Source organism: Rhodococcus sp. PBTS 1 (genome assembly GCF_001620025.1).
GTDB classification, from domain to species: Bacteria; Actinomycetota; Actinomycetes; order Mycobacteriales; family Mycobacteriaceae; genus Rhodococcoides; species Rhodococcoides kroppenstedtii.
This window is the reverse complement of sequence record NZ_CP015219.1, coordinates 1,678,548-1,702,668: the sequence shown is the minus strand read 5'-3', so window position 1 is coordinate 1,702,668 and position 24,121 is coordinate 1,678,548. Positions and strand designations below refer to the sequence as shown.

The following is a 24,121-nucleotide window of genomic DNA, read 5'->3' as shown; positions in this document are numbered from 1 at the left end:
TCAGCGCCTCTTCTTGGCCCGCTTGCCCGTCGGCCGCGCGCCCGCGCGCGGCCCATCGGCACCGCCCCGCGCGCCCGCGCGGTGCCCATCGGCACCGCCCCGCGCGCCCGCGCGCGGCCCATCGGCACCGCCCCGCGCGCCTGCGCGCGGCCCATCGGCACCGCTCCGCGCGCCCGCGCGCGGCCCATCGGCACCGCTCCGCGCGCCCCCACGCGGCCCATCCGAACCGACCTGGTCCTTGCGGACCGAGACCGGCGCGGCGTCACCCGCCCCGGCGGCCGCGCGGCGCTCGGCGGCCTCGGCGCGCTTCGCGTGCACCTTGCGGGTGTGGGCGGCGACCGGCCCCCACCGCTCCTTGAGCGACACCACCAGCGGCGTCGCGAAGAAGATCGACGAGTACGCGCCGACCACGATGCCCACGAGCTGGACCAGCGCGAGGTCCTTGAGAGTGCCGACGCCGAGGAGCCAGACGGCGATGACCATGAGCGCGAGCACCGGCAGCACACTGATGACGGTGGTGTTGATCGAGCGCATGAGGGTCTGGTTGACGGCGAGGTTGGCCTGTTCGGCGTAGGTGCGCCGGTTCAGGTGGAGGATGCCGCGGGTGTTCTCCTCGACCTTGTCGAACACCACCACGGAGTCGTAGAGCGAGAAGCCGAGAATGGTGAGAAGGCCGATGACGGTGGCCGGCGTGACCTCGAAGCCCACCAGGGAGTAGACGCCGGCGGTCACGAGGATGTCGAAGAAGAGCGCGGTGATACCGGCGATCGCCATGTCGCGCTCGTACCGGATCGCGATGTAGACGCTCACCAGCACCAGGAAGACCGCGAGTGCGATCAGCGCCTTCTCGGTGATCTGCGACCCCCACGTCTCGCTGACGTCCGTGAAGGTCACGGCGTCCGGGGTGGCCTCGCCCGCGGAGTTCTGGGGCGCGAAGGCGTCGAACAGTGCGGTCTGCAGGGACGACGCCTGCCCGGCGTCGAGCGTCTCGGAGCGAATCTGAATGGTCGCCCCGGCGCCGGATCCCACCGTCTGCACGGCCACCGGGTCGGCACCGAGGGTGTCGGTGTAGATCTGCTCGACCTGAGAGGTCTCGACCCCGTCGGCGGCGGGGAACTGCACGCGGGTGCCGCCCTCGAAGTCGATGCCGAGGGTGAAGCCGCGCACGAGGATGGACAGCAGCGACACCGCGACGATGACGCCGGTGACGATGTACCAGAGCCGGCGACGACCGATGATGTCGAACGCGCCGGTGCCGGTGTACAGCCGGGAGAGCAGGCCACGTCCCTGCTCGGCGGGCTCGGGCGCGGTGTCGGTGAGGGTGGTGGTGTCGGCCACGATTCAGGCCTCCTTCTCGGCGCCGGCGGCGGCAGCGGTCTTGGCGGCGGCGGCACGCTTGCGGGCCCGGGCGATCTCCTGGACGGCGCCGAGGCCGTTGATCGACGGCCGGGACCAGAACTCGGACCGGGACGCGAGGTTGACCAGCGGCCACGTCACCAGGACCACGATGACGATGTCGAGCAGCGTGGACAGACCCAGGGTGAAGGCGAAGCCGCGCACCTGTCCGACGGCGAGGACGTAGAGCACGGCAGCGGCGATGAAGCTCACCGCGTTGCCGGACAGGATGGTGCGCCGGGCTCGGGCCCACCCTCGTGGCACGGCGGACCGGAAACTACGTCCCTCGCGAATCTCGTCCTTGATGCGCTCGAAGAAGACGACGAACGAGTCCGCGGTCATGCCGATGCCGATGATGAGCCCGGCGATACCCGCGAGGTCGAGGGTGAAGTCGATCCACCGACCGAGCAGCACCAGGATGCCGTAGATCGCGGCCATGGACAGCACCAGCGACAGCGCGGTCAGGATGCCGAGCATGCGGTAGTAGAGGAGGCAGTAGAGCAGGACCAGCACCAGGCCGACCGCGCCCGCGATCAGTCCGGCCTCGAGCGAGGCGAGACCCAGGGTGGCGGACACCGTCTCCGCCTCCGACGCGGCGAAGGACAGCGGCAGCGACCCGTACTTGAGGGTGTTGGCGAGTTCCCGCGCGCTGTCGGCGGTGAAGTTGCCGGTGATCTGAGTGGCGCTGCCCGACGGCGTCGCACCCTGGATGACCGGCGCGCTCACCACCTTGGAGTCGAGCGTGAACGCGGCCTGCTGTCCGATGTTCGCCGCCGTGAACTGCGCCCAGGTGTCGCCACCGGCCGTGTCGAAGCTGAGGGAGACGACGTTGCGGGACTGCTGCGTGTCGAACTGCGACGATGCGTCGGCGATCTGCTGACCGTCGATGATCGACGGTCCGAGCACGTACACCGCGGTGCCGTCGGTCGAACAGGCCACGAGCGGCAGGGCGGGATCGTCGTTGCCCTGCAGGGGGTCCGGCGCCGAGCAGTCGATGGTGGCCGCGGCCTGCTGCTGGACGGTCGGGTCCTCGCTCTGGCGCAGCGCCTTGGCCTCGGCGATGGCATCCGCGGTCTCGTCGGGACTCGACTCGGTCGGCGCGGCACCCGGTTCGGAGCCGGCGTCCTGCTCGCTCGGCTCCTCGGCCGGCGCGGTGTCCGTCGGCGCCGTGTCGGTCGGCGCGGCAGGGTCCGTCGGATCCTGCGCGGGGAACGGTCGGTTCTGCGGAGCGGGGTCGGCCGGAGCAGCGGGGTCCACCGGGGCCGCAGGATCGACCGGCGCAGCGGGGTCCACCGGGGCCGCAGGATCGACCGGAGCACCGGGATCCGTGGCCGCGGGGGTTCCGGGCGGCGTCGGGGACGTCGCCTGGATGACCGGCCGGATGTAGAGGCGAGCCGTCTGACCCAACGTGCGCGCCTGCGAGGAGTCGTCGCCGGGCACCGTGATGACCAGGTTCTGACCGTCGATGACCACCTCGGAGCCGGACACACCGAGACCGTTGACGCGCGTCTCGATGATCTGCTGCGCCTGACGCAGGCTGTCCTGGCTCGGCGCGCTGCCGTCCGGGGTGCGTGCGGTCAGCGTGACGCGGGTACCGCCCTGGAGGTCGATGCCCAGCTTGGGGGTAGGCGACTTGTCACCGGTGAGGAACACCAGGCCGTAGATCAGTGCGACGAACGCCCCGAACAGGGCGAGATACCGCACCGGATACGACGATCCGCTGGACGATGCCACGATTGCTGCTTCTCCTCGGATGCTCGGGTCGGTGTCGAAACGACACGGGTCGGCTGGGAACGGGGGTCCGGAGCCCGATCGACCGTACCCTCTCGCGGACACGCCACCGCCCCCGAGGACGTCCTCGGGGGCGGTGGGTGGTTCGGTGGGGCCGCTCAGTCCTTGGTCAGGCGGGGCGCCGCGGCGTCGGGGTCCGTGGTGCGGCCGTTCTCGAGTGCGTCGACCCGAGCGCCGGCGTCGACGGTCTCGTCGTGGTCGATGCCGGCGGTCTCCGCGAGCTCGTCGGTCTCGTCCTCGTCGGCGACGACCTCGCGCACGACGACACGCGACCACGTGGTGATGATGCCGGGGGCGATCTCCAGATCGACCGTGTCGTCGGTGAGATCGTCGACCAGGCCGTGCAGTCCGGCGGTGGTGATCACGCGGTCACCGACGCTCAGGGACTGCTGCAGCTCGGAGACCTTCGCCATCTCCTTCTTCTGTCGGCGGATACCCATGAACATGGGCACCAGGAGCGCAAGAATGAGAAGGGGAAACAGCAGTTCCATCGGAAACGTCAATCCTCGTGATCGGGGGTGAATGGTGGCGGGTTCGACCGTGGGAACGGCTGCCCACCGCGTGTCCAGTGTGCCACGACGATGCCCGTTTCGGGCGATCAGGACTCGTCGAACAGGGTCCGCTGGGGCTCGTTGACGCGCACGGCGATGCCGCCGACGGCCAGGTCCGGCGGCGGAACCAGGCCCAGCCGTTCCCACGCCGCGGCCGTGGCCACGCGTCCCCGCGGGGTTCGGGCGATCATCCCGGCGCGCACCAGATAGGGCTCGCACACCTCCTCGACGGTGGCGGGTTCCTCCCCCACCGCCACGGCGAGCGTCGACACCCCCACCGGTCCGCCGCCGAAGCTGCGCACCAGCGCGCCGAGAACCGCACGGTCGAGACGGTCGAGCCCGAGTTCGTCCACGTCGTACACGTCCAGTGCCGCGCGCGCCACGGCCAGCGTGACCCGACCGTCGGCGCGGACCTCCGCGTAGTCGCGCACGCGGCGCAGCAACCGGTTCGCGATCCGCGGCGTCCCGCGGGAGCGGCCCGCGATCTCGGCGGCCGCGTCGGCGTCGATCCGCACCCCCAGGATTCCGGCCGAGCGCGTGAGGATGCGCTGCAGTTCCTGCGGGTCGTAGAAGTCCATGTGTGCGGTGAAGCCGAAACGGTCGCGCAACGGGCCCGTGAGGGCGCCGGATCGAGTGGTGGCCCCGACGAGCGTGAACGGCGCGACGTCGAGCGGAATGGACGTCGCTCCCGGCCCCTTGCCGACGACGACGTCGACGCGGAAGTCCTCCATCGCCAGATAGAGCATCTCCTCGGCCGGCCGGGCGATGCGGTGGATCTCGTCGATGAACAGCACGTCGCCCTCGACCAGATTGCTGAGCATCGCCGCCAGGTCGCCCGCGCGCTCGAGCGCCGGCCCGGAGGTCAGCCGCAGGGCGCTGCCGAGTTCGGCCGCGATGATCATGGCCATGGACGTCTTGCCGAGACCGGGCGGACCGGACAGCAGGATGTGGTCGGGTGTGCCGCCGCGCTGCGTCGCGCCCTGCAGCACCAGGTGCAACTGCTCGCGCACCCGCGGTTGACCGATGAAATCGTCGAGGCATTTCGGGCGCAGGCTCGCGTCCAGATCACCGTCGTCGGGCCGGACCTCGGCGGTGACGGGCGAGGGGTCCTCGGGCCGATCCGCGTCCGTCATCGCGACCGTCCGAGCGTCGACAGGGCCGATCGGAGTGCGGTGGCGGTGGTCGCATCGGGCGTGTCCGCGAGGACCGCGTCGACGGCGGTCTCGGCATGCTTGACCGGGAAGCCGAGACCGACCAGCGCCTCGACCACCTGATCGCGGACCGCCCCCGTGCCGGCGGGACCGGCGGCGGTCGGCGGTGCCGCGACCACGCCGTCGATCTTGTCCCGGAGTTCGACGACCATGCGTTCGGCGCCACGCTTGCCGATCCCCGGTACCCGCGTCAACGCGGCGGTGTTGCCGTCGGCGAGCGCGGTGCGCAGCGCGTCGGGTTCGAGCACGGCCAACACGGCCATGGCGAGCCGCGGACCCACGCCCGACACGGTCTGCAGGAGTCCGAACAGGTCACGTGACGTGCCGTCGGTGAACCCGTAGAGCGTCATCGAGTCCTCGCGCACGATCATCGATGTCACCAGCGTGGCCTCGGCTCCGCGCGTGAGCGACGCGAGCGTGGCCGGGGTGACGTTGACGCGGTAGCCGAGGCCACCCGCCTCCACGACGACGTGGTCGAGGGCGATGTCCAGCACGGTGCCGCGGACGGAGGAGATCATCTAGCGCGTCGCTCCCGGGGTGATGGTGCGCGCCCGGTGCGCGGCACGTTGCTGGGCCAGCTTCTTCTCGTACGCCGCCTTGGCGGCGGCGGCCTGCTTCTCGGCTGCGGCCATGCGCGCGAGCATCGGGGCTCGCCAGCAGTGACAGATGGCCAGGGCGAGCGCGTCGGCGGCGTCGGCCGGTCGCGGTGCCCGCTGCATCCCCAGGATGCGGGTCACCATGGCGGTGACCTGGGCCTTGTCGGCCGAACCGTTGCCCGTCACCGCGGCCTTCACCTCGCTCGGCGTGTGGAACGCGACCGGGATCCCCCGCCGGGCGGCGGCGAGCGCGATGACCCCGCCGGCCTGCGCGGTGCCCATCGCGGTGCGCACGTTGTTCTGGGAGAACACCCGCTCGACGGCGACGACGGTGGGTCGATGGGTGTCCAGCCAGTACTCCGCCGACTCCGCGATCAGGAGCAACCGCTCGGCCAGGTCCAGATCGGCCGGCGTGCGGACGACGTCGACGTCGAGCGCGGTCACGGCGCGTCCCGCCCCGCCCTCGACGAGACTCAGGCCGCACCGGGTCAGACCCGGATCGACACCCATGACACGCAACCGGACACCGTTCCTTCCGCCGGGCGGGCACCGGACGCGAGCCGGCCACCTACGAACTGTTGTTCGATACTGTAACGCCCGGGGCGGAAGTGACCGGCGAGCGACACGGCGCGCTACTCGGCGTCGAGCTCCGCCATGACCTCGTCGCTGATGTCGACGTTCGAGTAGACGTTCTGCACGTCGTCGCTGTCCTCGAGCGCGTCGATGAGCTTGAACACCTTGCGCGCACCCTCGGCGTCCACGGGAACGCTGACCGACGGCTGGAAACTCGCCTCGGCGGAGTCGTAGTCGATGCCCGCTTCCTGCAGCGCGGACCGAACCGCCACCAGGTCGGTCGGCTCGGAGACGACCTCGAAGGTGTCGCCGTTGTCCTTGACCTCCTCGGCGCCCGCGTCGAGCACCGCCATGAGGACGTCGTCCTCGCTCTGACCGTTCTTCTCGAGCGTCACCACGCCCTTGCGCGAGAACAGGTAGGCGACGGATCCGGGATCGGCCATGTTGCCGCCGTTGCGGGTCATCGCCACGCGCACCTCGCCGGCGGCGCGGTTGCGGTTGTCGGTCAGGCACTCGATGAGCACCGCCACGCCGTTGGGCCCGTAGCCCTCGTACATGATCGTCTGCCAGTCGGCGCCGCCTGCCTCTTCACCGGCACCGCGCTTGCGTGCGCGCTCGATGTTGTCGTTCGGCACCGAGGTCTTCTTCGCCTTCTGGATGGCGTCGTAGAGCGTCGGGTTGCCGGCCGGGTCACCGCCGCCGGTCCGCGCGGCGACCTCGATGTTCTTGATCAGCTTGGCGAAGGACTTGCCACGACGGGCGTCGATGACGGCCTTCTTGTGCTTGGTCGTAGCCCATTTGGAGTGGCCGCTCATCGGCAAATGCCCCTTTCGTACCGGCGGAGAACGGATCCAGCTTACGCGGACAGCGAGGGCCGACCGTCGGCCCGCGCCGTGCTGACGGCCGACTCCGCGCGCTCCACCGCCGTCCGCACCATGTCGACGAACATCGCGTGGATGCGTCGATCACCCGTCACTTCGGGATGGAACGACGTCGCGAGCACCGAGTTCTGGCGTACCGCGACCACGCGGCCCGCGGCCGGACCCGCGGGAACGGTCGCGAGAACCTCGACCTCCGGGCCGACGCGTTCCACCCAGGGCGCCCGGATGAACACCGCGTGCACCGGCTCGCCGGACACTCCGGTCACGTCGAGGTCGGCTTCGAAGGAGTCCACCTGACGGCCGAAGGCGTTGCGCCGCACGGTGACGTCGAGCCCGTCGAGGTGCACGGCGTCCGGCCGCGTGTCGAGGATCTCGGACGCGAGCAGAATCATCCCGGCGCACGAGCCGTAGGTCGGCAGGCCGCCCGCGACGGCCGCGCGCAGCGGCTCCAGCAGATCGAACGTGCGCAGCAGCAGCCCCATCGTGGTGGACTCACCGCCGGGAATCACCACGCCGTCCACGGCCGCGAGCTCGGCGGGCCGCCGCACCGGCACCGCCCGCGCGCCCGACGCGGTGAGCGCCGCCAGATGCTCGCGCACGTCCCCCTGCAGCGCGAGAACACCGACGACCGGGTCGGTCATCGCTCGGCGTCCAGGCCCGGCGTGTGAGTGGCAGTGCGGTCGAATCGCATGAGTCCCTCCTGGGTCACGGCCGCGACCATCCGTCCCTCCCGGTCGTAGATTCGGCCCTGGGTCAGCGCCCGACCCAGCCCGGCGGACGGCGAGGTCTGGTCGTAGAGCAACCACTCGTCGGCACGGAACGGTCGCAGGAACCACAACGCGTGGTCGAGGGACGCCGTCTGCGTGGCGACGTCCTCGTGCGGGACCTTCGCCGACCCCAACAGCGTCATGTCGGACATGTACGCCAGCGCGCAGACGTGGAACACCTGATCGTCCGGCAGCGGGTCCCGGTAGCGAATCCAGACCTGTTGCTGCGCAGCGAGACTCGCGCTCCGCGTCAGCTTCTCCGACGGGACGAGGCGGACGTCCCACCGGCTCCACTCGCGGAAGAAGAGCTTGCGGGCGGACGACTCGTCGTCGGCGAGATCGGGCAATTCCTCCGGCCCGACGACCGCGGGCATCCGATCCTGGTGCTCGATGCCCTCGTCCTCGACGTGGAACGACGCCGACATGGTGAAGATCGCCTTGCCGTCCTGGATGCCGGTCACTCGGCGCGTGGCGAACGACCGGCCGTCGCGAATGCGGTCGACGGTGAACACCGTCGGCTCGTTCGGGTTGCCCGGCCGCAGGAAGTACCCGTGCAGCGAGTGCACCCGGAACGCGGCGTCGACCGTCTTGACCGCCGACACCAGAGCCTGACCCGCCACCTGACCACCGAAGGTCCGCTGCAATTCGCTGGGGATGGAACTGCCCCGGTAGATGTCGTTCTCGATGCGCTCGAGTTCGAGAATCTCTTCGATGCCGGCCATGGCTGCCTTTCTGACGATCGGACCGGCCGGGCCCTCGACCCGACCGACACTGCGCGACAGTGTTCCAGAGCGCTCGCCGAGGGGGACAATCGAACCGATGCCGACCTACTCCCCCGTCACCCCGGATGGCGTCGCCGAGGTCGTGACGGACCGTCTCCGACCACTGGCGGGTCGCCGAATCGTGCTGATCGACGGATCTGACGCGGCTCGCCCCGTCGATCTCGCCGGTCGCGTGGCCGAGCGACTACGCACCGAGGGCCGCGCCGCCGACGTCGTCGACCTCCGCGGGTGGGTCCGGCCCGCGTCGCTTCGGCTCGAATACGGCCGCACCGACGAGTTGTCCTACCGCACGGCATGGTTCGACTACGACGGCGTCGCACGAGAAGTCGTCGCCGCGCTCCACGACCGCGGCCACTGGCTGCCCGCCATCTGGGACGCGAAGTCCGACCGCTCGGCGCGGCTCCGCGCCGTCGACGCCGGTCCGGATCAGGTTCTGATCGTCGCCGGTCCGATGCTGCTCGGCCGGGGCCTGCGCACCGACCTCACCGTGGCGCTCACGATGTCACCGGCGGCCCTGCGACGCCTCACCCCCGAGGACGACCGCTGGACCGTCGACGCGCTCCTGACCCACACCGACCGGCACGGCGAGGCGCCGGACGTCGAGGTGAAGGTCGACCACCCCGATCGCCCGGCGCTACGTGAGTCCTGAGCGCGCGGGTCACCAGCCGCGTTCGGCCAACCGATGGGGCTGCGGGATCTCGTCCACGTTGATGCCCACCATGGCCTCGCCGAGCCCACGGGAGACGTCGGCGAGCACGTCGGGGTCGTCGTGGAACGTGGTGGCCTTGACGATGGCTGCCGCCCGCTGCTCGGGGTTGCCGGACTTGAAGATGCCCGAGCCGACGAACACGCCTTCCGCGCCCAACTGCATCATCATCGCCGCATCCGCCGGAGTGGCGATGCCGCCGGCGGTGAACAGCGTCACCGGGAGCTTGCCGGCCCGAGCCACCTCGACGACCAGGTCGTACGGCGCCTGCAGTTCCTTGGCCGCCACGTAGAGCTCGTCCTCGGGCAGCGAGGTCAGGTGCCGGATCTGGTCGCGCAGGGTCCGCATGTGCGTAGTCGCGTTGGAGACGTCGCCGGTGCCGGCCTCGCCCTTCGAGCGAATCATGGCCGCGCCCTCGGTGATGCGGCGCAGGGCCTCGCCGAGGTTGGTGGCACCGCACACGAACGGCACGGTGAAGCGCCACTTGTCGATGTGGTGGGAGTAGTCGGCGGGGGTCAGAACCTCGGACTCGTCGATGTAGTCGACGCCGAGGCTCTGCAGAATCTGGGCCTCGACGAAGTGGCCGATGCGGGCCTTGGCCATCACGGGGATGGAGACCGCGGCCTTGATGCCGTCGATCATGTCGGGGTCGCTCATGCGCGAGACCCCGCCCTGCGCGCGAATGTCCGCGGGAACGCGCTCGAGGGCCATGACGGCGACGGCGCCCGCTTGCTCGGCGATCTTCGCCTGATCGGCGGTCACCACGTCCATGATGACGCCGCCCTTGAGCATTTCCGCCATGCCGCGCTTCACCCGGGCCGTTCCCGTCTCCGGGGTGTCGGACCGGTGGGTGGCTCCGTTGCGCTCGGGGGCTGCTGCGGTGGTCACGAACGAACTCCTTGTCACGTCGACGCGGCACACGAGGTGCCGAGAACACGACCGACAGTAGGACCGACTGGACCCCTTCGCAGTAACCAGTCGCGGTCGGCTGGCCTGCCCGCCGCTCAGGCGATGGCGCGCACGTCGGGGTCCGTCCGCATCGCGAGCACCGTGTCCGCCTCGTCGAGCAGCTCGGCCATCGCCCGCGGGTACACCGCCTCGCCCGAGGCCGCGACGCGGCGGATGTCGTCGGCCGTGCACCACCGGTGGTCGACGACCACGCGACGTTCGAGATCGGTGAAACCGGTCGAGACCGGTTCGAACGCCTCGGCGCGGAGGGCGAAGAACAGCTCCTCGGACTTGATGACCCGGCCGTCGAACGTGAACGTCGCCGTCCGGCGCCACATCGGCCCGCGCAGCTCGTCGGGCGACGCCCGGAGGCCGGTTTCCTCCTGCAGTTCCCGGACGGCGGCGTCGCGCAGCGTCTCCCCGACCTCGACCTCGCCGCCGATCGTGAACCAGAAGTGGACCTCGGGCACCTGCGGATCGTGGCCGCGAAGCAGCAGGACGCGCCCCCGCTCGTCCATGAGGACCACGCGCGCCGAGGTGCGCGTCCGCGCCGCGGCCACCGGCGCCGTAGTGGTGTCGCGCTCGGTGATCTCGAAGTACGTCGGCATCGGCGCCGTGCCCCCGAGCTTCAACCACCGCACCGGGCGACGCGACCGCAGCGCCAGCGTGTCCCGCACCGCGTCGTTGTGGAAGCGGCGCGCGATCTGCACGCGGGCCTCGGCGTCCGCCAGTTCCGACACCAGTTGCGGGGGTAGCCGCGTCAGATCGATCCGGCCGATGGCCACCGACACGGCGTTCTCGGCGCTCTCCCGGTCCGGTCGGTCCGCGCGTTCGGCCCGATCCGCCAGCGAGGTCAGCGTCCGCGCGGGCGTGTCCGGCCCGTCCAGGGTCGCGGCCACCGCGCGCGTGACGACGGAGCGCCGGGCCAGCGCCGCCTCGAGGGACTGCCAGGCACGGTCGTAGCGCACGTGCAGTCGGTCGAGTCGATGCGCCGTGGAGTACGACCACAGTGCCGCGAGCACGAGGAGAACGGCGAGCAGGAGCCCGACCGCGACGAGCGTCGTGGTCACTCCGCCACCCCCACGACGCGCCCGGGGACCGCCACGGTCTCGTAGACCCGCACGATCTGCTCGGCGACCACGGGCCAGTCGTAGTTCACGACGACGCGCGACGCTTCCGCGACGAGCGTCGTCCGGCGCACGTCGTCGTCGAGCAGGGAGATCACCTCGTCGGCGAGGGCGTCGGCGTCGCCCACCGGGAACAACGCGCCGGCGGTGCCGCCGCGCAGCACGCGGCGGAACGCGTCGAGGTCGGACGCGACGACGGGCGCGCCGGCCGCCATCGCCTCCACCAGGACGATGCCGAAGCTCTCGCCGCCGGTGTTGGGGGCGCAGTAGACGTCCGCCGACCGCAACGCCGACGCTTTTTCCGCGTCGGTGGTCTGGCCGAGAAACCGGAAGTGCCGTGCCGACGGGCCGGCCTCGTGACGGAGTTTCTGCTCGTCGCCCCGCCCGACCACGAGCACCTCGACGTCCGGATGCGTCGCGACGATCCGACCGAGCGCGGCGAGCAGAGTCGCCATGCCCTTGCGGGGCTCGTCGTACCGCCCCACGAACAGGATCGTCCGGCCCTCTCGCGGATAACCCGGCAGCACCGGCGCTTCGCGGAACGCCGGCACGTGGACACCGTTGGGAATCTCGACGGCATCGGTGCCCAGAGCCTCGACCTGCCAGCGGCGGGCGAGTTCGCTCACCGCGACCCGGCCGGCGATCTTCTCGTGGTACGGCCGAAGAACACCCTGAAAGGTGCTGAGCAACAACGACTTCGTGGTGGACGCGTGGAACGTGGCCACGATGGGACCGTCCGCGATCTTCAGCGAGAGCATCGACAGGCTGGGCGCGTTGGGCTCGTGGATGTGGAGCACGTCGAACTCGCCCTTGTCGATCCACGCCTTGATCCGGCTGTAGGTGACCGGGCCGAACGCCAGGCGCGCCACCGACCCGTTGTACGGGAAGCTCAGCGCCTTGCCGGTGGAGACGACGAAGTCCGGCAGCTCGGTGTCGTCGCTCGCGGGTGCGAGCACGCTGACCTTGTGCCCACGCTGGATGAGGACCTCCGCGAGCTCGGCGACGTGCGCCTGAACCCCGCCGGGGACGTCGAAGGAGTACGGGCAGACGATGCCGATCCTCACGCCGTGTCCCCCGTCATCCGCGCCCGACGGGCCTCGGACAGGTCGTCCCACCAGAGCGGCTGCAGCATGTGCCAATCCTGCGGGTGCGCGGCGATGTTCGCAGCGAAGCGATCCGCGAGCGACTGCGTCGCCGACTCGACGCCGCCGGAGACGTCGACGGGCGGCTCCACCGAGAAACCCCACCCGGTCTCGGTGAACCAGCAGTGCACGGGCAGCAGGGCGGCCCCGGTGTCGATCGCCAACCGAGCCGGTCCCGCCGGCATGCGGGTCGGCTCACCGAAGAACGTGACCGGGACCCCGTGTCGAGCGAGGTCCCGCTCGCCGAGCAGACACACGACGCCGCCGACCTCGAGTCGGTCCCGCAACTGCGGGAACGGGGGCCGCTCGCCGCCGCTCAGCGGGAAGATCTCGAACCCCAGCGACTCGCGGTAGGCCACGAATTCCCGGTACAGGGACTCGGGCCGCAATCGCTCGGCGACGGTGGTGAACTGCCCGTGGGTCTGTGTCAGCCACACCCCGGCCATGTCCCAGTTGCCGCTGTGCGGGAGGGCGAGCACGGCGCCGCGTCCCGCGGCGAGAGCGGCCTCGAGATGCTCTTTTCCGGTCACCGAGGCGTCGATGCTGCGCGCCTGTGCGGCGAGGTCCATCGACGGCAGCCGGAACGCCTCACGCCAGTACCGGGCGTAGGAGCGCACCGACGCCCGGATCATCTCGTCCGGGACGTCCGCCGGAGCCGTCCCCAGGACCCGAGCGAGGTTGCGTCGCAGCTGCTCCGGGCCGCCGCCGCGGCGAGCGGCGATATCCGCGCCGGCGTCGAAGAGTCGGCGTGCGAGACCGTCCGGCAACGCCCGGACCACCCGCCACCCGGCGACGTACCCTGCGGCGCCGAGCTGCTCGCCGAGGCTCACGGGTTCGCGCCGGGTTCGATCCGATTCCGATCCGGCTGGATGGGGATGATGTCGCGTGCCCCCGCCGAATTCCGCACGGCCAGAACGCGCTGGAAGACGGTGACGATGCTGGCGGCGGCCAGGAAATACGTCGCCACGGGGAGGGCGAACTGCAACCAGTCCCACGACGCGAGCTGTCCGATTCCGGTCAGGCCGGACCCGACCAGCACGATGACCAGGCGGTCGGGCCGCTCGATCCAGCCGCCGTCGGCGGACAGACCGCTGGCCTCGGCGCGCGCCTTCGCGTAGGAGATGACCTGCGAGGTGACCAGGCAGACCAGCATCGCGGCGAGCAACGGTCGGTCGTTCTGGTGAAAGATCGCCCACCAGGACAGCCCCGCGAAGATGGCGCCGTCCGCCACACGGTCGCACGTGGCGTCCAGCACGGCGCCGTACTTGCTGCCGCCGCCGCGCGCCCGCGCCATCGCCCCGTCGAGCATGTCGAACATCACGAAGAGCCAGATGACGAGCGTGCCGATCAGCAGATGGTCGCTCGGGAACAGCGTGACGGCCGCAACGACGCTGACGACGGTGCCGATGATCGTGACCGAGTCGGGGGTCAGGCCGGTGCTGTTCAGCGCTCGGCCGAGCGGCGCGGTGACCTTGGAGGCCGACGCCCGCCCGAAGATGCTCAGCACGTGGTCAGTCCTTCCACGCGTCGGCCAGAAGCGCGCGGGTGTCCCGCAACAACTGCGGCATCACCTTCGCGCCGCCGATCACGGTGATGAAGTTGGCGTCGCCGCCCCACCGGGGCACGACGTGCTGGTGCAGGTGTTCCGCCAGCGAACCACCGGCGGGCGCACCGAGATTGAGCCCGACGTTGAACCCGTGCGGCCGCGAGACCTTCTTGATGGTGCGGATCGCGTGTTGCGTGAACCGCATCAGCTCGATGCTCTCCGCGTCGGTCAGATCCTCGAGCGCCGCGACCTTGCGGTAGGGCACCACCATGAGATGACCGGGGTTGTACGGGTACAGATTGAGCACGGCGTACACCTGCTCGCCGCGGGCGACCACCAGGCCGTCCTCGTCGGCGAGCGTCGGGATGTGGGTGAACGGTTCCGTGACGGCCTTGTCGTCGCCGTTGCCCGGCGCCGTCGCGATGTACGACATCCGGTGCGGCGACCACAATCGCTGGAGCCGATCCTCGTCACCGACGCCGTGGTCGACGATGGTGCCGTCGGGCCCGTTCACGCCGACTCCGTCGCGGGAACCAGGTCCGACAACAATGCCGCCGTGGGGGACTCGTTGCGTCGCTCCGCGACCCACGCACTCACGGCCGCGACGGCCGTGTCCACCGGGACGCCGTTGACCTGGGTGCCGTCGCGGAACCGGAAGGAGACCGCGCCGGCCTCGACGTCGCGCTCACCGGCGAGGAGCATGAACGGCACCTTCTGCGTGGTGTGGGTGCGGATCTTCTTCTGCATCCGATCGTCACCCGCGTCGACCTCGGCGCGCACGCCTGCGGCCTTCAATGCGCCGACGACCGCGAACAGGTGGTCCTGGTGCGCCTCGGCGACCGGGATGCCGACCACCTGCACCGGAGCGAGCCACGCCGGGAACGCGCCCGCGTAGTGCTCGGTGAGCACGCCGAAGAACCGCTCGATGGACCCGAACAGTGCCCGGTGGATCATGACCGGCCGCTGCTTGGTGCCGTCGGGACCGGTGTACTCGAGCTCGAAGCGCTCGGGCAGATTGAAGTCGAGTTGGATGGTCGACATCTGCCACGTACGGCCCAGAGCGTCCTTGGCCTGCACCGAGATTTTCGGGCCGTAGAACGCGGCGCCGCCCGGATCCGGAACCAGCTGCAGCCCCGACGCTTCGGCGACCTCGGCGAGCGTGGCCGTCGCCTCTTCCCACACCGCGTCGGACCCCACCGACTTCTCGGGGTTCCGGGTGGAGAGCTCGAGGTAGAAGTCGTCGAGGCCGTAGTCCTTCAACAGCCCCAGTACGAACTCGAGCGTGCGGGTGAGCTCGCCGCGCATCTGCTCGCGCGTGCAGTAGATGTGCGCGTCGTCCTGCGTCATGCCGCGCACGCGGGTGAGGCCGTGGATGACGCCCGACTTCTCGTAGCGGTACACCGAGCCGAACTCGAACAGCCGCAACGGCAGTTCGCGGTAGGACCGCCCGCGCGAGTCGAAGATCAGGTTGTGCATCGGGCAGTTCATCGGCTTGAGGTAGTAGTCCTGGCCGGGCTTACGCACGTCGCCGTTCTCGTCGAGCTCGGCGTCCAGGTGCATGGCCGGGAACATGCCGTCCTTGTACCAGTCCAGGTGACCGGACACCTCGTACAGCGTGCTCTTGGTGATGTGCGGGGAGTAGACGAACTCGTAGCCCTCGGCCACGTGGCGGCTGCGCGAGTAGTCCTCGAGCTCCTTGCGGACGATGCCGCCCTTGGGGTGGAACACCGGCAGGCCGGATCCCAACTCGTCCGGGAAGCTGAACAGGTCCAGCTCCGACCCCAGTCGCCGATGGTCACGACGCTCCGCCTCGGCCAGCAGCTCGAGGTAGGCGTCGAGGGCCTCCTGGGACTCCCACGCCGTGCCGTACACCCGCTGCAACCCGGCATTGTCCTGGTTGCCGCGCCAGTAGGCCGCCGAGCTGCGGGTCAGCGTGAACGCCGGGATGTACTTGGTGGTGGGCACGTGCGGGCCGCGGCACAGATCGCCCCACTCCCGCTCGCCCGTGCGGGGATTGAGGTTGTCGTACGCGGTGAGCTCTCCCCCGCCGACCTCCATGACCTCGGGGTCGTCCGCCGAGCCCTTGTCGTCGACCAGCTCGAGCTTGTACGGCTCGTCCTGCAGCTCGGCCTTCGCCGCGTCCAGGGACTCGTACACCCGCCGGGAGAACCGCTGACCGCTCTTGACGATCTGCTTCATCTTCTTCTCGAGCTTCGCCAGATCCTCGGGCGTGAAGGGCTCGGCGACGTCGAAGTCGTAGTAGAAGCCGTTCTCGATGGGCGGACCGATGCCGAGCTTGGCCTGCGGGAACAATTCCTGCACCGCCTGGGCCAGCACGTGCGCGGCGGAGTGGCGGATGACGCTGCGCCCGTCCTCGGAATCGGCGCGCACCGGCTCGACGACGGTGTCGGTCTCCGGAGTCCAGGACAGGTCGCGCAGGCGCCCGTCGGCGTCCCGGACCACCACGATGGCTCCCGGTCCCTTGTTCGGGAGGTCCGCGTCACGCAGCGCCGTCCCGGCGGTCGTCCCGGCCGCCACGCTGATGCGGGGTGCGGGACCAGCGGACTCGGTGATGCTCACGGTGATGTGCTCCTCGACTGACGGACTGGGAGGGCGGACGGGATGGATCGGTGACAGCGTATCGGCACCGGCCGACGCCGGTTTCGCCGCGCGTCGCGAGCGCGGGTGGTCAGCGCCCGACCAGGGCCGCCCAGCGCGCCGCACGGTCCGCCGGCGTGCGTCGCGGGCAGCTGGTGCAGAGGTCCTCGCCGGCGTCGACCACGCGGCAGCACGAGCTGCGGCGCAGGAACCGCCGCGACCGCCCGTTCGCCGTGACGTCGACGAATCGCGGAGCCGGAAACGGGTGCCGACCGCGCTCGCTCGTCAGCAGTTCCGCCCAACACGGCGCGTCGTCGACACGATCCAGCGCGGACGCGACGTCGAGAGCACGGTTGGCCACGCTGTCCGACGCGATCGCCCACAGACTCGCTCCCGAGACGGATGGGACCCGACGCCGGACGGCCTCGACCAGGTCCTCCACGGCATCGGCGAACGACGCCCCTGCTCGTGAACTGTCGACGGTGACCGCCGCGGTCGACGACGCCACGGTCCCGGTCTCCCCCACCGTGACTCGGGCCGACTCGTGGGCGAGGTCGACGCACCGGCCCGTCACGGCCAGTTGCGTCGTCAGCACCGTCGCGAGCGTCGAGCTGGACCCGTACCACCACAGAGTGGCCAGGACGGCCGGCGTCACGTCGGGCCATCGCTGCACCGCACGCTCCAGGACGTCCTCGAGGTCGAGGCCACGCAGCGACGGAGATCCGGGCGGGACGTAGGACAGAGCCGCCACCCACGGCAGGGCGCGCGACGTGTCGGCGACGACCTCGCCGGCGTCGGTCGACTCGTCGCCGGGACGCGGAGTCAGAGCGGGCTCTGGAGCCACGCCCAGTCCAGGCCGACCCACCCGCCGACGAGCTCGAGCGCGCCGAGCACCCACAGGGTGGCGACGACCACGGCGGCCGTGAACAGCACACCGATGCCCTTGACCACGAGGTTCTGCTTCTCGAACCACGCCATGAACGCGTCGTAACGCGCCCGCACCCAGCGGAGAACCTTCTTGGCCCACGCGAACTCCGAGGCGAGGATGCCCAGTCCGGCGAAGACGATGAGCCACCCGGGACCCGGGTAGGGAATGGCGACGATGCCGACCGCGAGGACCAGGGTCCCGACGACGCCGACGCCGATGCGGTAGGCCCGATCGACGGTCGGGCGGGACGCGAGACCGTCACGCCACCGGCGGTACCCACTCGGCTCACGGGTCCGCCGGGATGCCGCGGCGGTGGGCCGAACGCTCGTGTCGTCGCTGTGCACGGGACCACACTACCGGCGCAACCCGCCCCGGAGACGACAACAGGCCCGCACCGGAGTCGGTGCGGGCCTGGGTCTGCGGTGGTCCCGGCTGGGTTCGAACCAGCGACCTCCCCGGTGTGAACGGGACGCTCTTCCACTGAGCCACGGGACCGCGTACGCGCTTCCGGTCGGAACCGGACGCTCGAACGAGGAGGAACACTAGCACGCACCGTTCGCCACTCCCAAAGCGGCGCATGCCGAGGCCGAACGCCCCGATCCACGGTTGCCCCGCAGCCCGGAGAACGGGACGCGAATCCGTCGCACACGCCGTGTGAACAGGCGATTTGTGACTCTCGGACGCAGTGGGCTAATGTTTCGAACCGCACCACGGAGGCGGCAACGCCACCGAGGAGCGTGCGGACGTGGCGCAGCTGGTAGCGCACAACCTTGCCAAGGTTGGGGTCGCGGGTTCGAATCCCGTCGTCCGCTCGAGGGTATCGAGATTCCGATTCAGGGATCCCGTCACCACGGTGGAGTGGCCGAGTGGTGAGGCAACGGCCTGCAAAGCCGTGCACACGGGTTCGATTCCCGTCTCCACCTCGTTACCCGGTCCGTGATCCACCGGGTCCCGCGCGATTAGCTCAGCGGGAGAGCGCTTCCCTGACACGGAAGAGGTCACTGGTTCAATCCCAGTATCGCGCACCACGGTAAATACAGGTCAGGCCCCCTTTCGAGGGGGCCTTTCTTGTTGCGACAACTCGTCGTGAACTGTGCCACCGTTCATCGGGTGTGGACCATGGCATTGTCGGACCCTGGGGGACGCCTTTACGCTCCGGTCCTGTCTCGCCAAAATTTCGCCTCGACACCCTTTCGATGGAGGCCCGCCGTGGAATCCGGAGACCTGGCTACCTGGGTCGGTTCAATCGGAGGTGCGATCGGAGCGATCGCCACCGTCGCGGCTCTGGTATGGGCCGTCAAAACCGCCCTCGACGAGGCCAAGAAGTCCCGGCTCGTAGCGGAGGCGAGTGCAGTCGAGAAGTCCAAGGCCGAGCAGGAAGCCCTTAGACAGCAGGCTCAGCGCATCTATGCTTGGCATGGATCACCTCCCGAGCGGGAGTCCCGAACGTTTGCAGAGGCGAACGCGGTCGGAATTTACCTTGGCAACTCTTCGAACGAGCCCGTGTACGAGGTCGTTGCCTACCTGGTGTGGGTGCAAGGTGCCGCGTATAGAATCGGCGAGGACGCTGAGGTGTACGGCAACCGAATGATCGGGCATGGGTTTAGCACCTATGACATTCGCGCGGTAGTTCAGAACCTGCCCCCTGGTCGGTTCGTTGTCGAGGTGAAGGGTCCAGACAGCTCTCCGATGCAGGGTCAGCCGGGTGTCGAAGTCGCGTTTACCGACCGAGCTGGACGTCACTGGATCCGACGCACGTCGGGTGAACTCGTCGAGACCGCCGTTTCGGCAATCGACCACTACGGCATTCACCGGCCCCTCAATTATTCGCAGGCGGATCCTCTCCTCTGATCGAACCTCACGTGCCCTGCTTGCACGGAGCGCCGCCGCCTCGGCCCACGTGAGACGTAAAGGCGGCGGACGTGTCGATCTACGGACTACCTGGCAGCATCCCGCCGAGTGCCGACCAATGACGTGCGAGGTCGGTATTTGGTGGCGTGGCGAGTTCGGTCTCGAGTTCGACACGGAACCGCTCGACGAGCGCGACATGATTGGCCACGATTCTCTTGTTGAGAACTCGTCCGTGCTCCTGCCAACCCGGCGAGAGGGCTTCCATGAGGTCATCCCCCGGCAGGGGGTCCGACAATCTGTCGGGACTGATCGCGCGAGCCTGCTCGTACTTGTCCCGTACGACGAGATCGGTGCCGTCGACAACGATGCCCTTGCCCGTCGCGTGTCCGTGGCGGAGCGCGAGCCGCAACGAGACCTCATCGAACGGACGTTCCGCGTCGGACCAACTCAACTGGTCGAGATTCACCTCGTCAAAGTTCGGGGCGAGGTCACGGATCGTGCGGAGATAGAGGTCGAAGTAGTCGACCTGGCCGGTTGGCCGGAAACGGTACATACGAGGCTCCCAAGGAGTCGGCGGCGTTGACGGGTCGACCCTATTGGGACGCTTCGACACATGTCCGCGTACCACCGCCCCGGCCCCTTTGTTGCGAGGGCCGGGGGCGGTGGTCGTTGTGACGCGGCGGGTGACGCCGCGCCGACGCCGCTGCTACGCGGTGACGCCGAGGTCCAGGGTCACGATGCCCTTGGGCTTGTAGACGTCGAGCCCGAACCGTCCCTCGGTGCGCGCTCGGACCTGACTGCGCTTGAAGTCGTCGGCCACGCCGCTGGACCACTGCGTCCGCACGTTGCGGTCTCTGACCACCGCCAGGGCCGACACATCTAACAGGTTCCCGGTACTCACCGGCACAGCTTTCGAGACCGCGAGTCGCAGGCCCCACCGTCGTTGCGCGGCCCGGTCCACCGGAATACAGCTGCCGAGATTCGGCGTGCCGCGGAGCTCCGAAGCCTCTCACGCCATCGGGGGTAAAATGTCGACGCCGTTTTCTTGTTCGAGGAGTCGAATGCTCGAAGCGTTCTCACGGACGGCGGTATCGGCTTAATCCCCTGTCGAAACGCGCTCCGACCCACGGGTGCGGACCACCGAATAGGCGCGTTCGAAACCTTCCCGCTCTAACAGCTTTCTGGTGGCGCGGTGGTGGATCTCGAAAAATCCAATCTCATACTAGGAGTTTACGTCGAAAATGGGTTCAACAAGAAAGCTCACGTAGGCAGAATGCGTGTAGCCGCCGGGAAACACCCCATTAAGTGTGTCGTATCCCACGGCTACACCCTTGCTGGTGAATAGTTCTTCCTCCGGCAAGTCCGCATCACTGGGTCCGGATCGACACGTGTAAAAGTTATTGCAATAAGTGAGAGAACCTGGCACATACCTGATCGCAAACGGGCGGTCCGAATACAGATTTACGCCTCCCCACACTTCCCCCGGTGATGAATTGGTCGCGGAGATGAAAGCGTTAGTTCCGATTCTTCGACCCGTGCAGCTGGGAAGGGACACAGCTAAGCGGGTGTTCAACGCTGAAATCTGCGCGCGAGCGCTATTATGAATGTAAATTCGCAGGCGGTAGGTTCGCCCTTCCTCTACGCCGCTGCTGAATAACCACATTCCGTCAATATCGGCGTTATCTCTGACCCCGTAGAAACCACGCTCGTCACCGATTACTTCCGGGGTGTCGTCTAGATTGAACGACGGAACAGAACTGTACTCATCTGGCGACAGAACCTTCCTTTCAGGTCCATATCCGGCTCGAACGGCCTCCGTGGGGCATGGGCCCGGCTTGTGAAAGCTGGCATCTCTGCCGGGGCGAAGCTCCGGCGAAGTTAGATCAAGGTTTGGCTGTACGCCGTTGAATATGGTGACCGGACCGTTCATTGTCGTATGATTTGGCGTCGGTGTGGCGCGTTCTGATTCGGTTGCCCGAGAAAAAAAAAGTGGCAGCCGCCAGGATGACGCCGATACTAGATATGCAACCAAAAGCGACGGTCAATCTGTGCGCCCGCGACCAGTGCTCTTTCTTCGAAGATGCCCCCGAGCCTGGCCGTAGCAGCACTTGTCGTCTGAATCGCCACCCCGTCACGCCCAACCCCGATCCCGTTCAAGGCCACCGAACCGCGCACAGAGCTCCGCACTTATACTTGCTTGGCGATCGACGCTCCGCGGGCGTGCTCCTGTTCAAAGCGATCAAACGATAACACGCACGTACCGCAGAAGCCTGCTGCACGACGGGGCTTAAGAAGACCCAGACTGACACATCCTTCGTCGCGACCCTACGTTCTTGAGAGAGTCAGCAAATCGGGACCGACCACGAAATGGGCACCGCAAAATGATCAGTCGCCCTATGGGCCTCGTTTCCTCAGGCCGTCTCAAGCTATGGCCGCGTCGAGACGACAGAAAAACGACCGTTCACACCCGATAACGCTCAGCCAACTCCTCGAGCCGGCGCGTCGTGGCCTGGTCGTCGACCACCCGCTGACCGTCCTCCTCGACGACGTGCACGTGGTCGTGCACGTATCGAATCCACTCGTGGTCGGCGACGAGCTGGTCGCTGCCGTACGCCCCGGCCTCGTCGACCGCCGTCTGCACCGCAGCCTTCACCCGATCCGCGCGGGCGAGAAACCACTGCTCGGTGATCCGGTCCGTCATCTCGACTCCTCCGTCGGTGTGCCCGATTGTCGTCTGTGCCACCTATACCCCACCACGAAAGCGGACTCACACCCCGCGGTCTGCTCGAATCGGCCGAACTCGGCCGGAGCACCCTTGTGCAGGTGGTTCACTGGAGACCATGTCGAGCTGGGTGTGGTTCGTGGTCGCCCTGGTCGTGGTCGACCTCGCCGTCGTCGTCACGTGGTTCGCCCTGCGACACCGATCCGCGGCCGCCGCGGTGAACCGCGAACCAGGTCACGCCGTCGACGCCGAGACGCGGACCGAGGTCTCCGCGCTCGTCGGCGAGCACCGCACCGCCGAAGCCATGGCGCTCTTGCGTCGGCGTACCGGCATGCCGCTCCGCGAAGCCAAGGACACCGTCGACGCCATGACGGACGGCGCCCGCAAGTCGCGCCACCACGGCGCTGTGTCGTCGCGCGCCGACCACCCCGGCGCGGCATGACGGTCACCGTCCGCCCCGCCGACCCGTCGGAGATCCCTCAGCTCGCCGCCCTGGCGGCCCGCACCTTCCCCCTCGCGTGCCCACCGGGCACAGAGGAGGCCGACATTCGGCACTTCGTGTCGACGGCGCTGTCGGAGAACGCCTTTCGCGGCTATCTCGCGGACGACGGACGCCGCGTTCTGGTCGCGGAGCGCGACGGCACTCTGGTCGGGTACACGATGCTGGGCCTCCGGCCGTCCGAGGACCCCGACGTGCGCGCCGCAGTACGCGACACTCCCGCCGTCGAGGTGAACAAGATGTACGCCGACCCCGCGGCGCACGGCAGCGGCGCGGCCGGTGCGCTCATGCAGGCGGCGGTAAACCTCGCGCGCGAACTCGGTCGGGCGTCGCTGTGGCTCGGCGTCAACCACGTCAACGCTCGGGCGCAGGCGTTCTACCGCAAGTGCGGATTCGTGCCCGTCGGACACCGTCGTTTCGCGCTCGGCGACGTCCTGCACGAGGACTTCGTCTACGAACGCGTCCTGTAGAGCGAGAGCCCCGGATCAGACCGATGCGAAGCGCGACAGCGCGAGCAGCCTCGACGTCGCGCGCAGGTACTTCTTGCGGTACCCGCCCTGCAGCATCTCCTCGGTGAAGAGCTCGTCGAGCTTGGCGCCCGACACGGTGACGGGAGTGCCGGCGTCGTACAGGCGGTCCGCGAGCACGACGATGCGCAGCGCCACCGACTGATCGGGAGCCGCGTGCACGCCGGAGACGAAGACCTGCTCGACACCCTCGATCAACTTGCCGTAGCGCGACGGGTGCAGCGTGCTCAGGTGCTTCACGAGCTCGTCGAAGTCGTCCAGCGAGGCATTCTCGATGCGCTCGGCGGCCGCGGTGAGGTCCTCGTCCGACAACGGGTCCGGGGCCGGGGGCAGGTCGCGATGCCGGTAGTCGGGACCGTCGACGCGCACCGCCTCGAAGATCGAGCCGAGCTTCTTGATCTCCCGCAGGAAGTCCTGAGCCGCGAAGCGACCCTCGCCCAACTGACCGGGCAGCGTGTTCGACGTGGCGACGATGGACACCCCGCGGCCGGACAGTTCCGTCAGCAGCCGGGAGACGAGCATGGTGTCGCCGGGATCGTCGAGCTCGAACTCGTCGATGCACAACACGCTGTGGTTCGAGAACTCCTCGAGCGCCTTGGTGAAGCCGAGCGCGCCCACCACGTGGGTGAGCTCCACGAAGGTGCCGAACGCCTTGGGCTCCGGAGTGGCGTGGTATATCGACGCCAGCAGGTGCGTCTTGCCGACACCGAAGCCGCCGTCGAGGTAGAGCCCGGCCCCGGTGGCCTGCGTCTTCTTGCCGAACAGGCCGCGCTTGCCGCCCGACCGGATCTTGCCGACCTTGCCGGCGAACTCCTCCGCCTTGGCCACGGCCTCGGCCTGCGTGGGCTCGGCGGGATCGGGGATGTACGAAGCGAAACTGACGTCGTCGAACATGGTGGGCGGAACCATGTTGGCGATCAGCTGGTCCGCGGGCACCACGGGATTGCGATCGACCAGACGTATCGGCATGACGACGAGGT

The 24,121-nt window shown here is 69.0% G+C and carries 26 protein-coding genes and 4 tRNA genes; 7 read left to right on the top strand and 23 right to left on the bottom strand.

Annotated elements, in window-relative coordinates; all coding sequences use genetic code 11:
• The 9 genes from secF to A3Q40_RS07720 form a co-directional block, all read right to left on the bottom strand.
• Complete coding sequence (gene secF / locus A3Q40_RS07760) at nucleotides 1–1,338, bottom strand: protein translocase subunit SecF (RefSeq protein ID WP_082833820.1); 1,338 nt, start codon at nucleotides 1,336–1,338, stop codon at nucleotides 1–3.
• Nucleotides 1,339–1,341: 3 nt separating this feature from the next.
• A complete protein-coding gene (gene secD, locus A3Q40_RS07755) occupies nucleotides 1,342–3,129 on the bottom strand; it encodes a protein translocase subunit SecD (RefSeq protein ID WP_201132959.1) in 1,788 nt (595 codons plus the stop codon).
• Between the two features lie 155 nt (nucleotides 3,130–3,284).
• Entirely contained in the window at nucleotides 3,285–3,677 is a 393-nt protein-coding gene (yajC, locus tag A3Q40_RS19760; protein WP_082833819.1) for a preprotein translocase subunit YajC, read from the bottom strand.
• A gap of 107 nt (nucleotides 3,678–3,784) precedes the next feature.
• Entirely contained in the window at nucleotides 3,785–4,870 is a 1,086-nt protein-coding gene (ruvB, locus tag A3Q40_RS07745; protein ID WP_068100982.1) for a Holliday junction branch migration DNA helicase RuvB, read from the bottom strand.
• Entirely contained in the window at nucleotides 4,867–5,466 is a 600-nt protein-coding gene (gene ruvA / locus A3Q40_RS07740) for a Holliday junction branch migration protein RuvA (protein ID WP_068100979.1), read from the bottom strand. Before ruvA ends, ruvB begins: the two co-directional genes overlap by 4 nt.
• Entirely contained in the window at nucleotides 5,467–6,063 is a 597-nt protein-coding gene (gene ruvC, locus A3Q40_RS07735; protein ID WP_068100976.1) for a crossover junction endodeoxyribonuclease RuvC, read from the bottom strand.
• 113 nt (nucleotides 6,064–6,176) lie between these two features.
• A complete protein-coding gene (locus tag A3Q40_RS07730; protein ID WP_068100974.1) occupies nucleotides 6,177–6,932 on the bottom strand; it encodes a YebC/PmpR family DNA-binding transcriptional regulator in 756 nt (251 codons plus the stop codon).
• A 41-nt stretch (nucleotides 6,933–6,973) separates the two neighbouring features.
• Nucleotides 6,974–7,639 (bottom strand): pyridoxal 5'-phosphate synthase glutaminase subunit PdxT, encoded by a 666-nt coding sequence (gene pdxT / locus A3Q40_RS07725; protein WP_068100971.1) that lies wholly within the window; start codon nucleotides 7,637–7,639, stop codon nucleotides 6,974–6,976.
• Entirely contained in the window at nucleotides 7,636–8,487 is an 852-nt protein-coding gene (locus A3Q40_RS07720) for an acyl-CoA thioesterase (RefSeq protein WP_068100968.1), read from the bottom strand. Before A3Q40_RS07720 ends, pdxT begins: the two co-directional genes overlap by 4 nt.
• A gap of 97 nt (nucleotides 8,488–8,584) precedes the next feature.
• Between A3Q40_RS07720 and A3Q40_RS07715 the strand changes: the two genes are divergently transcribed.
• A complete protein-coding gene (locus A3Q40_RS07715) occupies nucleotides 8,585–9,196 on the top strand; it encodes a hypothetical protein (protein WP_068100966.1) in 612 nt (203 codons plus the stop codon).
• Nucleotides 9,197–9,205: 9 nt separating this feature from the next.
• Here the strand turns inward: A3Q40_RS07715 and pdxS are convergent, their stop codons facing one another.
• From pdxS to A3Q40_RS07665, 10 genes are all read right to left on the bottom strand, one after another.
• On the bottom strand, nucleotides 9,206–10,054 hold the full coding sequence (gene pdxS, locus A3Q40_RS07710; RefSeq protein WP_068105600.1) for a pyridoxal 5'-phosphate synthase lyase subunit PdxS: 849 nt from the start codon (nucleotides 10,052–10,054) through the stop codon (nucleotides 9,206–9,208).
• A gap of 203 nt (nucleotides 10,055–10,257) precedes the next feature.
• Entirely contained in the window at nucleotides 10,258–11,271 is a 1,014-nt protein-coding gene (locus A3Q40_RS07705; protein WP_068100964.1) for an NUDIX hydrolase, read from the bottom strand.
• Nucleotides 11,268–12,392 (bottom strand): glycosyltransferase family 4 protein, encoded by a 1,125-nt coding sequence (locus A3Q40_RS07700; protein WP_068100961.1) that lies wholly within the window; start codon nucleotides 12,390–12,392, stop codon nucleotides 11,268–11,270. Before A3Q40_RS07700 ends, A3Q40_RS07705 begins: the two co-directional genes overlap by 4 nt.
• Nucleotides 12,389–13,300, bottom strand: coding sequence for a phosphatidylinositol mannoside acyltransferase (locus A3Q40_RS07695; protein WP_068100958.1), 912 nt, complete (start codon nucleotides 13,298–13,300; stop codon nucleotides 12,389–12,391). The genes A3Q40_RS07700 and A3Q40_RS07695 overlap by 4 nt, the downstream gene beginning before the upstream one ends.
• Nucleotides 13,297–13,977, bottom strand: coding sequence for a phosphatidylinositol phosphate synthase (pgsA, locus tag A3Q40_RS07690; protein WP_068100955.1), 681 nt, complete (start codon nucleotides 13,975–13,977; stop codon nucleotides 13,297–13,299). The genes A3Q40_RS07695 and pgsA overlap by 4 nt, the downstream gene beginning before the upstream one ends.
• Before the next feature lie 4 nt (nucleotides 13,978–13,981).
• Nucleotides 13,982–14,530, bottom strand: coding sequence for an HIT family protein (locus A3Q40_RS07685; RefSeq protein ID WP_068100952.1), 549 nt, complete (start codon nucleotides 14,528–14,530; stop codon nucleotides 13,982–13,984).
• Nucleotides 14,527–16,596, bottom strand: coding sequence for a threonine--tRNA ligase (gene thrS / locus A3Q40_RS07680; RefSeq protein ID WP_068100950.1), 2,070 nt, complete (start codon nucleotides 16,594–16,596; stop codon nucleotides 14,527–14,529). The genes A3Q40_RS07685 and thrS overlap by 4 nt, the downstream gene beginning before the upstream one ends.
• A gap of 109 nt (nucleotides 16,597–16,705) precedes the next feature.
• A complete protein-coding gene (locus A3Q40_RS07675) occupies nucleotides 16,706–17,458 on the bottom strand; it encodes a hypothetical protein (RefSeq protein WP_068100948.1) in 753 nt (250 codons plus the stop codon).
• Complete coding sequence (locus A3Q40_RS07670; protein ID WP_068100945.1) at nucleotides 17,437–17,886, bottom strand: TIGR02611 family protein; 450 nt, start codon at nucleotides 17,884–17,886, stop codon at nucleotides 17,437–17,439. The genes A3Q40_RS07675 and A3Q40_RS07670 overlap by 22 nt, the downstream gene beginning before the upstream one ends.
• A 79-nt stretch (nucleotides 17,887–17,965) precedes the next feature.
• A tRNA-Val gene (locus A3Q40_RS07665) sits at nucleotides 17,966–18,037 on the bottom strand.
• 244 nt (nucleotides 18,038–18,281) lie between these two features.
• Here A3Q40_RS07665 and A3Q40_RS07660 point away from each other — a divergent pair.
• The 4 genes from A3Q40_RS07660 to A3Q40_RS07645 all read left to right on the top strand — a co-directional run bounded on the left by A3Q40_RS07660 (nucleotide 18,282) and on the right by A3Q40_RS07645 (nucleotide 19,393).
• Nucleotides 18,282–18,354, top strand: a tRNA-Gly gene (locus A3Q40_RS07660).
• A 40-nt stretch (nucleotides 18,355–18,394) separates the two neighbouring features.
• Nucleotides 18,395–18,465: transfer RNA gene (locus A3Q40_RS07655), tRNA-Cys, on the top strand.
• A 30-nt stretch (nucleotides 18,466–18,495) separates the two neighbouring features.
• Nucleotides 18,496–18,570 (top strand) — tRNA-Val (locus A3Q40_RS07650).
• 181 nt (nucleotides 18,571–18,751) lie between these two features.
• Nucleotides 18,752–19,393, top strand: coding sequence for a hypothetical protein (locus tag A3Q40_RS07645; protein ID WP_068100942.1), 642 nt, complete (start codon nucleotides 18,752–18,754; stop codon nucleotides 19,391–19,393).
• Between the two features lie 79 nt (nucleotides 19,394–19,472).
• On the opposite strand, the gene A3Q40_RS07640 is transcribed toward A3Q40_RS07645, so the two are convergent.
• The 3 genes from A3Q40_RS07640 to A3Q40_RS07635 all read right to left on the bottom strand — a co-directional run bounded on the left by A3Q40_RS07640 (nucleotide 19,473) and on the right by A3Q40_RS07635 (nucleotide 22,094).
• Nucleotides 19,473–20,006 (bottom strand): hypothetical protein, encoded by a 534-nt coding sequence (locus A3Q40_RS07640; protein WP_162269841.1) that lies wholly within the window; start codon nucleotides 20,004–20,006, stop codon nucleotides 19,473–19,475.
• A 93-nt stretch (nucleotides 20,007–20,099) separates the two neighbouring features.
• On the bottom strand, nucleotides 20,100–20,294 hold the full coding sequence (locus A3Q40_RS20170; RefSeq protein WP_235606509.1) for a phage major capsid family protein: 195 nt from the start codon (nucleotides 20,292–20,294) through the stop codon (nucleotides 20,100–20,102).
• A gap of 1,560 nt (nucleotides 20,295–21,854) precedes the next feature.
• Nucleotides 21,855–22,094, bottom strand: coding sequence for a hypothetical protein (locus A3Q40_RS07635; RefSeq protein ID WP_068100937.1), 240 nt, complete (start codon nucleotides 22,092–22,094; stop codon nucleotides 21,855–21,857).
• A 139-nt stretch (nucleotides 22,095–22,233) separates the two neighbouring features.
• Here A3Q40_RS07635 and A3Q40_RS07630 point away from each other — a divergent pair, with 139 nt between their 5' ends.
• Together A3Q40_RS07630 and A3Q40_RS07625 are read left to right on the top strand one after the other, a co-directional pair.
• Nucleotides 22,234–22,557, top strand: coding sequence for a hypothetical protein (locus A3Q40_RS07630; RefSeq protein WP_157889528.1), 324 nt, complete (start codon nucleotides 22,234–22,236; stop codon nucleotides 22,555–22,557).
• Nucleotides 22,554–23,084, top strand: coding sequence for a GNAT family N-acetyltransferase (locus A3Q40_RS07625; protein ID WP_068100931.1), 531 nt, complete (start codon nucleotides 22,554–22,556; stop codon nucleotides 23,082–23,084). The genes A3Q40_RS07630 and A3Q40_RS07625 overlap by 4 nt, the downstream gene beginning before the upstream one ends.
• Nucleotides 23,085–23,099: 15 nt before the next feature.
• Here A3Q40_RS07625 and zapE read toward each other — a convergent pair whose 3' ends face one another.
• Nucleotides 23,100–24,110: a cell division protein ZapE gene (zapE, locus tag A3Q40_RS07620; RefSeq protein ID WP_068100929.1), complete on the bottom strand. Its 1,011-nt coding sequence runs from the start codon at nucleotides 24,108–24,110 to the stop codon at nucleotides 23,100–23,102.
• Between the last annotated feature and the right edge of the window lie 11 nt (nucleotides 24,111–24,121).